At 58.5% G+C, this 9,904-nt stretch carries 11 protein-coding genes and 1 pseudogene; 6 read left to right on the top strand and 6 right to left on the bottom strand.

Features of this window, described 5'->3' with window-relative positions:
- Positions 1–273 precede the first annotated feature (273 nt).
- A complete protein-coding gene (locus CP49_RS24860) occupies positions 274–480 on the bottom strand; it encodes a hypothetical protein (protein ID WP_057850084.1) in 207 nt (68 codons plus the stop codon).
- A gap of 1,162 nt (positions 481–1,642) precedes the next feature.
- Here CP49_RS24860 and CP49_RS24855 point away from each other — a divergent pair.
- Positions 1,643–1,837, top strand: coding sequence for a hypothetical protein (locus CP49_RS24855; RefSeq protein ID WP_057852800.1), 195 nt, complete (start codon positions 1,643–1,645; stop codon positions 1,835–1,837).
- A 217-nt stretch (positions 1,838–2,054) separates the two neighbouring features.
- Here CP49_RS24855 and CP49_RS24845 read toward each other — a convergent pair whose 3' ends face one another.
- The 4 genes from CP49_RS24845 to CP49_RS24835 all read right to left on the bottom strand — a co-directional run bounded on the left by CP49_RS24845 (position 2,055) and on the right by CP49_RS24835 (position 4,230).
- Positions 2,055–2,510 (bottom strand): hypothetical protein, encoded by a 456-nt coding sequence (locus tag CP49_RS24845; RefSeq protein WP_156438634.1) that lies wholly within the window; start codon positions 2,508–2,510, stop codon positions 2,055–2,057.
- A 132-nt stretch (positions 2,511–2,642) separates the two neighbouring features.
- A complete protein-coding gene (locus CP49_RS24840) occupies positions 2,643–3,371 on the bottom strand; it encodes an SDR family oxidoreductase (protein WP_057852797.1) in 729 nt (242 codons plus the stop codon).
- A 20-nt stretch (positions 3,372–3,391) separates the two neighbouring features.
- Positions 3,392–3,691: a hypothetical protein gene (locus tag CP49_RS45120; RefSeq protein WP_156438633.1), complete on the bottom strand. Its 300-nt coding sequence runs from the start codon at positions 3,689–3,691 to the stop codon at positions 3,392–3,394.
- A gap of 11 nt (positions 3,692–3,702) precedes the next feature.
- Entirely contained in the window at positions 3,703–4,230 is a 528-nt protein-coding gene (locus CP49_RS24835; protein WP_057852796.1) for a hypothetical protein, read from the bottom strand.
- Between the two features lie 216 nt (positions 4,231–4,446).
- Here CP49_RS24835 and CP49_RS45115 point away from each other — a divergent pair, with 216 nt between their 5' ends.
- The 4 genes from CP49_RS45115 (at position 4,447) to CP49_RS45110 (ending at position 8,147) form a co-directional block, all read left to right on the top strand.
- Positions 4,447–4,761 (top strand): hypothetical protein, encoded by a 315-nt coding sequence (locus CP49_RS45115; RefSeq protein ID WP_156438632.1) that lies wholly within the window; start codon positions 4,447–4,449, stop codon positions 4,759–4,761.
- Complete coding sequence (gene acmB, locus CP49_RS24830) at positions 4,754–5,953, top strand: methyl acetate hydrolase AcmB (protein WP_057852795.1); 1,200 nt, start codon at positions 4,754–4,756, stop codon at positions 5,951–5,953. The genes CP49_RS45115 and acmB overlap by 8 nt, the downstream gene beginning before the upstream one ends.
- Positions 5,954–6,145: 192 nt before the next feature.
- The gene (locus tag CP49_RS24825; RefSeq protein ID WP_057852794.1) at positions 6,146–7,831 is read left to right on the top strand and encodes a flavin-containing monooxygenase; all 1,686 of its coding nucleotides are present in this window, start codon (positions 6,146–6,148) and stop codon (positions 7,829–7,831) included.
- Between the two features lie 178 nt (positions 7,832–8,009).
- Positions 8,010–8,147 (top strand): hypothetical protein, encoded by a 138-nt coding sequence (locus CP49_RS45110; protein ID WP_156438631.1) that lies wholly within the window; start codon positions 8,010–8,012, stop codon positions 8,145–8,147.
- 415 nt (positions 8,148–8,562) lie between these two features.
- On the opposite strand, the pseudogene CP49_RS43330 reads toward CP49_RS45110, so the two are convergent.
- A pseudogene (locus CP49_RS43330) lies at positions 8,563–9,048 on the bottom strand (TraB/TrbI/VirB10 family type IV secretion system protein); the annotation flags it as partial.
- Between the two features lie 563 nt (positions 9,049–9,611).
- Here CP49_RS43330 and CP49_RS45105 point away from each other — a divergent pair.
- Positions 9,612–9,779 carry a hypothetical protein gene (locus CP49_RS45105; RefSeq protein WP_156438630.1) on the top strand — a complete coding sequence of 56 codons (168 nt, stop codon included), beginning with the start codon at positions 9,612–9,614 and terminating at the stop codon, positions 9,777–9,779.
- The last annotated feature ends 125 nt before the right edge of the window (positions 9,780–9,904 follow it).

The following is a 9,904-nucleotide window of genomic DNA, read 5'->3' as shown; positions in this document are numbered from 1 at the left end:
TCCCGACGGCGTCCCAGCACGTCCCCTTTAGCGCCGCCAACGGACATCAATCCATGGCCGCGTAAAGGTACCAGGATCGGCCGTCCAGATGGTTTACCGAAGCGGTCGGCAAACGGCCCAAAAGCATTTGCTTGACCATTATCAAGCGGCCGGCAGGAACTCACATCCCGATCCAGCTACTTGTACGCGACCGCACCGCCCGACAGGGCCGTTAGTGAGAGGGATCTTGAAGTCTCGGAATTCGGCCTGCGGGACGCATAATGCGTTCCACGATCACCGATCAAGGTTGGGGACCCATTCCTCTGCGGTTGAGTCCCAATGATGGGTATCGTCGAAGTGTTTCCAGAGCGGCCGCCTTGGTTTGCTCTCACCCTTCTGCCGTTTTGCATTCAGTGCGCTGAGTTGGACGACGAGCGCCCCAGCCATCATCACCCATTCGCGAGCGTTATATCGGGAGTTCCATTTGATTGCCGCGAGCATCGGATGCCTCCTTCAAAGTAAGAAGCCTCCGCCATCTTAGCCCGGGCCAAGAACACAGGGATGTAAAGTACTTCACAGTTAGCCAACATCTTCAACATAGCCGCGGGCGATCCTATAAGGGCATGCGTCTGGCGGGGCTGCCGGAGGGCTGAGTGTCCCAGATCATGTCCTGTCTATCACAATCATCGGACATCATCGGCGAGGTCGGGCAGGTCCGAAAGGTGCCATCAGCGGGCCGACATACAAGTTTCCTGGAGGTCCGCTCTTGCACTGAAAGCGGACTAGACCAGCACCGATTGCCACTTCGCACCTGCTTCGTACCCCCTTCGCACTACCTAGCCACACTCCCAGTACCCCCGGCGGGTACGAAAGCGGCCGGTGCGAAGACACCGGGCCGGGTTCGAGCGGTCTTTAGACCTTGATGATGGCGCGCTGCGAAAGGCAACCTATATTCAGATGAGGACCTATAGGGTTCTGATAACCGCATCGCGCGGGGCATCGCATCGCTCCGGCACTCTGGCTAGGATAGAAACCAAAGGAGGCCGCGATGGCTATCCTGGGTGCCCTCTTAATGGTCGCAGGCGGCGCCATACTACTCGCGAGTGCTATCCTTTGGCTTTGGTCTACTTCCCGGCAGAAGCTATTGGACGGGCCAGAAGCGGGTTCGGATCAGCCGCCGGAGGTCCCAAGTCCGTAATGCTTCCGGTACCAAAGTGAAAGATATTGGGCAGAATGCTCGTTGATTTTATGCAAAGCCCGCGCGGTCGAAAATAGTTCCGAAATCAGGCAAGCTCTTAGTCCCGCGTCGAAAGGGATATCCCAAGTTTTGCCGCCATAACCGTGGTTGCACCGGGAGTTCGTTTAAGCGCCTTTGCGATCTTAGCGACGCCTGACTTTGCTTTTGCCATCGTCTTCATTGTTCGAACATCGTCTTTCGTCCACGCGCGGCGAACTACTCTCTTAGCTTTTGCCATTCTTTCTCCGAATCGTGTTGGGGCAGAGCTGGGCTTCTATGATTGCAGCCAACGTTAACGATCAAAGAAGTAACTTCCATGGCGAAAATGAGAATGCTTTCGCTACTTAAAAATCAGACATGTGATCTAGATTACTATTATTGATCGGAGAGAAAGGGCATGTACCTCTCATTTCGAGGGGACTCTGCATGGACGACAAATTTTATAGGAATAGAGCGCGCGTCCTTCGCGAACTTGCGACCGAAGCTGACCCGTTCATTAAAAAACGGCTGTTGCGTCTTGCAAACAATTACGACGATATGGCCACAACGAAGACTAAGCGTGATCAAGCGGCAATGAAGCCGGAGCTATATTCCACTCTCGATAGTTGCGGCAGCAATTAGCCTACAGACTCGCTCGCTTCACTGACTCTCGCGTTCTGATCAATTTCACCATTCAACCAGTCTTGCTCAACGACCAAAGCCCGCCATGCGCTTGTATCGATTGTAAGTTGGTTCGTCGGCAGCGCGCTCGGCAAGTTGTCCGCGTTCTCTAGGAAATTCTGCGATTGTTTCATGGTGTCGTCCGTTAGGATGGACATGGGATTGCCTTGGCTCGCGATCAATGCGGTCCACCGTGACAGTTTGTCCACATCACGGGCCGTGAAATCGTCGGAGTTAAAACGCAGCCCGAAACTAAGTACCGGAAAAACAAGAACCAGACAAAGGCCATAGCGATCACCGCGATACTTACGCTGATGATAAGCAGCAATAGAATCGACGGGCCGGGTTCGGCTTGACGCGCTTCCGTGGGTGTTTCGATCATGACGCCGTGCTTTTTCTTCACCATGACTGCCACTTCGATTTTGGGTGCGAGGTCGGCACGGTCAAACACCGGGGCCTTTTCAAGGTCGTCCGGCAAGGCACCCGATGGTGTGTCTTCCGCAGCATGGCGCAACGCTTCGGTGCTTGCATCCAATCCATCGGTAGTTTCGTTCGCGCCGCTACCGGCGTCATGGCGACGTGGCGGCACTTGCTGGCTCGCATCGGCTTCTGGGTTCGGTATCTTTGTGGGCATAGGATATCCTTTCGTTTGGATACCAAGCTGCCCGGACGGAATAGTTCCTACCCTAGGGACGCTTCGGCCCGCCGCGGCGCAACTGCGAGCAGTGCGCCTCTTTCCCACGCACCTTTCGAATGAGGATGCCTCCTAAAGATCGAAATTAGTAGGCAGCATGACCACGTCGCGAATTGTCATGCCGCGTGGCCGCGTCAACATGAACGTCACCACGTTCGCCACTTCGCTGGCCTCAAGCAGACTTCCCGACTCCTTGGCTTCCTTCAGCTTCTCAGGCGGCCAGTCCGCGAGCAGTGCGCCGATGACGGGGCCGGGTGAGATTGAGCCCACGCGAATGCCGTACTTGAAGACTTGGCGTCGCACCGTCTGGACAAAGCAGTTGATCGCCCACTTGGAGGACGCATGGACCGGCTCCCATGGCGTCGGAAAATGGGCCGCCAAGGAACTCGTGACGATGATGTTGCCCGTCCGACGCTCGATCATGTGAGGCAGCACGTCGTGCACATTCTTCATCACGACGTTGGCATTCAAGTTCAGCATCCGGTCGATAGCCCCAGTGTCGGCATCGACCAAGTCGCCGCCGACGTACGTACCCGCATTTGCATGCAGGATGTCGAGTTGGCCTGCCTTCTCTAGGACTCTCGGCAGCAGCGTAGCGCAGTCCTTTGGGTCGAGCAGGTCGACGACTAGCGGGATCACTGCGTCGCCGTGCTTGTTGCAGAACGCCATCAGCGCTGCCTCGTCGCGGTCGACCATCACCACGCGCGAGCCTGCGGCCAATATTGCCTCGGTACTAGCCAATCCGATGCCCGACGCAGCCCCAGTCACGGCGGCAACCTTGCCTTCCAATTCTCTCGCCATAGGTCTTCACCTTGCTGGGGTCACCACAGCACGCGTCGCAGTATAGCAAGACCTATCAACCCCGCCACAACGCGAGCGCGAGCCCTCATTGCGGTTTCGAACACTTCATCTTCCGCGTTGCGAGCTCCCGTCAAAGCAGCTCGTCGCTGCTGAAGCGCTCCACGCGAAGCTGCAATCGATGCGAGTTGTGCATCGATTCCTGCACCATCGGGAAACGTGTCGAGACCGGCTTTTTGCAACGCCTGCTGAACCGCCAGCCCAACCTCGGCGATTTGCTCGGTCAAGCTTGCTATCAACGCCGAGGAGTTGTCGTCCTGCACACCTAGTGCCTTCAGCTCTGCCTGAACCCCCCGCCGCGCCGCTTGGTTTCAAAATCGCGACGCAGCGTTATAGCGGCCACCGCCTCTGCCACTGTTTCAACGCCAGCTTTGTGAAGAGCGATCTGGAGATCAGCGGCCAGTTTGCTTCGCTTGGTTTCTGCCACCTTCGCATCCGAGAAAGGTGGCGTAAGGGTAATGGTTGCAATCTCGATCTGGGTCAAGTCCACAAGAGGACCACGGAATGGGCCGGTGACCGCACTGCCGCCGAGATTGACGCGACCGGTCCCGTCGGCGTGCAAGTCGATGCTCAACTGAGGCGCAGCTGCCGTTAACTGCTCTTCCTGCGTGATCTGCTGCTTGTCGATTGTCTCGATTGAACCCAGCGAACGGAAATCGCAGAGCCAGCGTGGCGCGTCCGAAAAGTGCCGATTGTGTTGCAAAAGTCCCAAAACGCTGTGCGAATAATTTTCCGCGAAAAGACGAAACAAGCGACAATCGCCGATCAATGCAGCGTCAAACCCGTTACCGGAATCGCCCATGAGTTTGACGCACGGTGGCGTAGTCCCCCACATAATTATTCGACCGCCACACCCACGGCTCGGAAAAGTTGTCTTCAGTGACACAAAAAGAGTTTTGCAACACAATCTGCCATAACCGGACATCCGCAGCCAGTTGGTTCATCCGAAAAATGCCACAAGGGGAAATCGTCGCCGAACTTAATCGCTAAGCAGCGAGAGAGACGGCGCAAAGTGCCAATGAAACGTATCACGGTAGATCGAGTGTCAGCATCGCTGACCTGCCTCTGCAAAAAATGCCCGATGGAAATGCATGGCCGATCGCAAGAAAACGGTCTACGCTTCGAGACGCTCGGTCGAAATGTGATGCTGACCTGGAGCCAACTCATTCTCAAAACTCCAGTCGCCATTGCTGTTACGGCCGCGGTGGGATTTACGTTCGCGCAACTGACGTCGAGACAATCAGACTGGAACCCGCCTTCAACACGTTGCATCGGCTCATTCGGCGCGAAGCGCGGGATCAAACTTGGCAACGGGAGGAACCGCTATGGGTAGCAACTTGAAAAGCGCATGTGACGGGATCTTGCAAAAGGTCGTGACTGGCAAGGACCGTGTTCCCGGCGTAGTGGCCATGATCACGGATCGCTCGGCCAACACCTACGAAGGCGCTGCCGGCGAGCGTAACCTTGGCGCCGGTCAGCCAATCACGACAGATACCGTCTTCGCGATCTTCTCGACCACAAAAGCGATCACTGGGACAGCGGTCCTGCAATGCGTCGAGGAAGGCAAGCTCGACCTGGACGCCCCGGCCAAAACCTACGTTCCCGACATCGGCAAGCTCGAGGTGCTCGACGGGTTCGACGCTGACGGAAGGCCAAAGCTGCGGGCGCCGAAGCGCGATATCACCACCCGCATGCTGATGCTGCACACCGCCGGCCTTGGCTACGACTTCTTCAACGCCAATTACCTGCGCTTGGCGCAGGAGCACGGCCAGCCAAGCGTGATTACCTGCTCGAAGGCGTCACTGATGACGCCGCTGATCTTCGATCCCGGCGACAAATGGGAATATGGCAGCAACATCGATTGGTGCGGCCAAATTGTCGAGAGCATCCGCGGCAAGCGCCTCGGCGAGGTAATGACGGAGCGGATTTTTGCGCCGCTCGGCATGCAGGACATCACGTTTTCGCTGACCCCTTCGATGCGTACGCGCCTCGCCACCATCCACCAGCGCGAAGCCGACGGATCGCTGACTCCCCTTCCCGATCTGCAACTGCCACCTGAGCCGGAAGTCCATATGGGCGGCCACGGTCTCTACGGCTCGATCGGCGAGTACATGAAGTTCATCCGCATGTGGTTGAACGACGGGGCGGGACCGCAGGGCCGCGTGCTCAAGAAAGAGACGGTCGAGTCCGCCGTCCGCAACGGCCTGCAGGCGCACCAGGCCGTCGCGATGCTGCCCGGCGTCATTCCGACGCTGTCGAACGATGCTGAGTTCTTCCCCGGCCTGAAGAAATCCTGGTGCCTCACCTTCATGGTGAATGACGAGGACGCGCCAACCGGCCGGCCGGCCGGCGCGATTGGCTGGGCCGGGCTCGCCAACACGTTCTACTGGATTGACCGCAAGAACGGGTTCGGCGGGTATTGGGCGACGCAGATCCTGCCGTTTGGCGACCCGACTTCGTTTGGTGGCTACATGGAATTCGAGACGGCCGCCTATGCGAGCGGCGAGGCGCGCGCCGCGGCATAGTGCCGGGCGAGCGCGGCCTAACTGCGCCACGGCGCGCGCGGCGTTCGAAACTCAAGAGAGAGAGCGACGGCGTCGTGATCGCGTGCTTTGCGATGGTGCCACCAGCATGCCTGCTGTTCGCGCAGGTCGGCGTTTACGCATGGCAAGAAGACGACTGAACCAAAGATGCGTGCTCACAACGGGAGGAAAGTCATGACGAATGTGCAAGGCCAACCCCAGACGGCTGGCGCGAAAGCCGACTTCGATGCCGTCATCATCGGCGCCGGATTCTCCGGCATGTACATGCTGCATTCGCTACGCGACAAGCTTGACCTGAACGTCACGGTGCTTGAGGCCGGCGACGGCGTCGGCGGTACCTGGTATTGGAATCGCTATCCCGGCGCACGCTGCGATTCTGACAGCTACATCTACTGTTACACGTTCGACAAGAACCTGTTGCAGGAATGGAACTGGTCCGAGCGCTATCCGGAACAGGACGAGATCCTGCGCTACCTCGAGCACTGCGCCGAGCGCTTCGATCTGAAGCCCGACATCCAGTTTGGCAAGCGCGTCGTCGAAGTCGTCCTCGATGACGACACCGAGTTGTGGACCGTGCGCACCGACAAGGGCGACGCCGTCACGGCGCGCTTCGTCATCCCGGCCGTCGGTGCCCTATCGACCGCCAACATGCCGCCGATCAAGGGGCTGAGCTCTTTTGCGGGCAAGTGTTACCACACGAGCCAATGGCCGCATGATGGCGTCGACTTCACCGCCAAACGTGTCGGGGTCATCGGCACAGGGGCCACGGCAGTACAGGCGATCCCCGAGATCGCGCAGCAGGCCAAGCACCTGACTGTGTTCCAGCGTACGCCAAACTTCTGCGTGCCTGCACGCAATGGTCGTGTCGATCCCGAAGTGACCAGGGCACGCAAGGCCGATTACGACGGTATCCGCCAGCGCATCAAAGATTCCTTCTTCGGGTTCGATCTGAATTTCATACCGAAGGCGGTGCTCGAAACGACGCCCGAGGAACGCGAGCAGGAGTTCGATAGGATGTGGGACGCCGGAGGCTTCGCCTTTTGGCTCGCGAACTATCAGGACATGTTCTTCTCCAAGGAGGCGAACGATGTCATCGCCGACTACCTCAAGCGCAAGATCCGCTCGATCGTCAACGACCCCGTGACCGCGGACAAGTTGACGCCCAAGACTTATCCCTACGGCACTAAGCGCCAACCGCTGGACACCAACTATTTTGAGACCTTCAACAAGAAGAACGTGGCACTGGTGGATGCGAGCACTGATGGTACAATCGAGGAGATCACGCCGAATGGCATTCGCGCGGGCGGCAGGGAGTACCCGCTCGACATTATCGTCGTCGCCACCGGGTTCGACGCGATGACCGGCCCGCTGAAGAACCTCGGTATTAAGGGGCGCGGCGGCAGGCCGCTGGCGCAGGAATGGGAGGACGGCCCACAGACCTATCTCGGCCTGGCGATCGCCGGTTACCCCAACCTGTTCACAATCACCGGGCCGCAGAGCCCCTCGGTGCTGTCGAACATGCCGGTCTCGATAGAGCAGCATGTCGAGTGGATCACCGAATGCATCGCCCACATGCGAAGAAACAAGCTCACAACGATTGAGGCGAGCCCGCAGGCGCAGGACGCATGGGGCGCCCACGTCGCCGAGGTCGTGAATTCGACCCTGATGCCTGGCACCAATTCCTGGTACATGGGCGCCAACATAGAAGGCAAGCCGCGTCGATTCTTGCCGTATCTCGGACCTGAGGGCGTTGGCGGATACCGCAGAAAGTGCGCCGAGGTCGCAGAGAATGGCTACGAGGGCTTCGTGTTCACGAGCCAAGGCCAGGGCGGGACCGTGCACACGATTGCGGCCGAATAAGCTCAACGAGCCTTGATCGGGGGCTGCGTTCAATGTCGCGGCTCCCGCCATGGTGATACCGAGCGCGCTTTGACGACACGGCTCTACCTCTCGTTATCACGACACGGGTATCATACCAGTACTTGCTTGACCGGGAATCGCAACTCAGATTCGATGCCGCTTCGCACGGAGGACAGCCGTGTCAGACCCTTTCACCGAGTTCATGACCGGGCAACTCTCGGAACGCCACGCAGCCGAGGACAGGCGGGTTCTCCGCTTTGTCTACGTCGGCCTCGCCGGGTTTCTTGCTTTGGCTTTTGCCAACCTGTTTATCTGACGCGCGGCCCCCTAACTCGCAGGCGCCCCCTACGCAAACAGGGGCGAGGCCAGCGCGAGAGCAGTCACTAAGCGTGGCCGGTGAACATAGGCCGACGAAGGTTGGGCAGCGTTTGCGGCGCAAGGCCTGTCGCACCGGTGGTTTTTTCGCCGCTTCGCGCATGGCCATTTTGAAGATCGCAACCGGGAGTGCATTTTGCGCGGTGCGCGAAAGCGCTCATTTGAAGACCGCGTCGAGAAGTTTCTCGACAACGTGCGAGCTGCTTGAGCTGCAGGTAACGTTAGCCGATGCCCCTAACTAGTCAGATCGACAATTCGGCTGACCGGGGCAGAGCAAGGAAGAAGCGATTAGCGGTGGTTCGTGCGTAAACATGGCTTGCCACCGCTGGGAGCGACAGGTTGAGCGTGGCAATCTCTTATCCACCGTATGGTTCGAGTATAAGATCACGGTTGACGATCACCCTGACTGGAAATCCCGGCCTTATTGTTAGCGTCGGCTGAATGTTCAGATTGCGACGCACCACCTGCTGACCGGTCTGATTGAGGGAATCCCCTGCGCCGCGGCGCAACGCCCGAATGATGTCATTGTCAGTCCCACTGGAGCCAATCTCCGTCGCTGCGCCAAGCAACGTCGAAAGCGCCGCAGCTTTGAAGAGTTCACGCCAGTGATTATCGACCTCGTCTTCAAGACCAGCATTGCCTGCGGTATCGGCACCTGGCTGGCGTTCGAGCCCGATGGAGCGTCCGTTCGGCAGAATAAGCCGGGTCCAGACCAGGAGTACGCGGGACTGCCCAAACGCGACTTGGCTGTCGCAACTGCCGATCAACCGCGAGCCCTGCGGAATCAGAAGATAGCGCCCAGTTGGTGCGTCAAATACATTCTCAGTCACCCGCGCAGTGACCGGTACATAACGTGGCCGCGGAGGGCACACGCTATGACCCAACCTGCAAAGCGCATACCCAGATGGCTGACGATCGACCTGCTGGTGATCGTCATATCGCTGGCGATTATCGGGATAGGGATCGGGATTGCTCCCTAGCCACGAACCTCAACCGGATCGGTTCTGACAGCTATCCAGTACTACCCAAATTGGTACATCCAGACTGCCGGCTTTCCGAACGGTTCGGTTCTCATAACATCGCAAACCAGAGGAGGTCTCTTGTGTGCGCGCTCCGGCGAGAAACCCTTGGCTCAATCCAGCTCCCCTGCACCAGCGCCAAGGGCATTTAATCTCGTCGGGGCGCGCAAGCAAGAATTGCCTGGCGCAAAGCGCCTCGGGACGCTGTGGATGTGACTTGCAAGCGGAACGGCGGTGAACATGCGTGGTCGTTTTTACGGATTAGTCGGGTGTTTAGTATATCAAGCACCAAACGCGGCTGCCCGAGTTGCATCGGCTGCGAACAGTCCGCTGCCAAACGCGACGGGCGGCCAAAAAAGGCCTCGACGGACGCGGAGCTTTCCGATGTGGGCATTTCTTACGATCAATTCTCGCGCTGGCAGGAACTCGCGGCCGTACCCGAGGAAATTTTCGAGCGCCAGATGCAGGACAAAACTCACGTGCCGACCATGGCCGGCCTGATCCGCGCCGCTGCCGAGCCGTGGTATCCCGGCGATCAGCGCGATCGCAATTGACGCGCCAGCCTAGCGACGGCGGGCGGGACTTCCGGTTCACTCCGAACAACGGACATGAACATGTCAGCCGAATTGGTCTGCTAAGTGCCAACAAGAGACATTGCTGCGGGTACTCGGTCGATGCT

This window comes from Bradyrhizobium valentinum, from assembly GCF_001440405.1.
In the GTDB taxonomy this organism is placed as follows: Bacteria; Pseudomonadota; Alphaproteobacteria; order Rhizobiales; family Xanthobacteraceae; genus Bradyrhizobium; species Bradyrhizobium valentinum.
This window is presented reverse-complemented; position numbering and strand designations above follow the sequence as displayed.

Coding starts and splice junctions, on each gene's coding strand:
- acmB (WP_057852795.1), top strand. CDS start 4,754: ATGGGTAGCAACTTGAAAAGCGCATGTGACGGGATCTTGCAAAAGGTC.
- CP49_RS24855 (WP_057852800.1), top strand. CDS start 1,643: ATGGACGACAAATTTTATAGGAATAGAGCGCGCGTCCTTCGCGAACTT.
- CP49_RS24860 (WP_057850084.1), bottom strand. CDS start 480: ATGCTCGCGGCAATCAAATGGAACTCCCGATATAACGCTCGCGAATGG.
- CP49_RS24825 (WP_057852794.1), top strand. CDS start 6,146: ATGACGAATGTGCAAGGCCAACCCCAGACGGCTGGCGCGAAAGCCGAC.
- CP49_RS24845 (WP_156438634.1), bottom strand. CDS start 2,510: ATGCCCACAAAGATACCGAACCCAGAAGCCGATGCGAGCCAGCAAGTG.
- CP49_RS24840 (WP_057852797.1), bottom strand. CDS start 3,371: ATGGCGAGAGAATTGGAAGGCAAGGTTGCCGCCGTGACTGGGGCTGCG.
- CP49_RS24835 (WP_057852796.1), bottom strand. CDS start 4,230: ATGGGCGATTCCGGTAACGGGTTTGACGCTGCATTGATCGGCGATTGT.
- CP49_RS45115 (WP_156438632.1), top strand. CDS start 4,447: ATGAAACGTATCACGGTAGATCGAGTGTCAGCATCGCTGACCTGCCTC.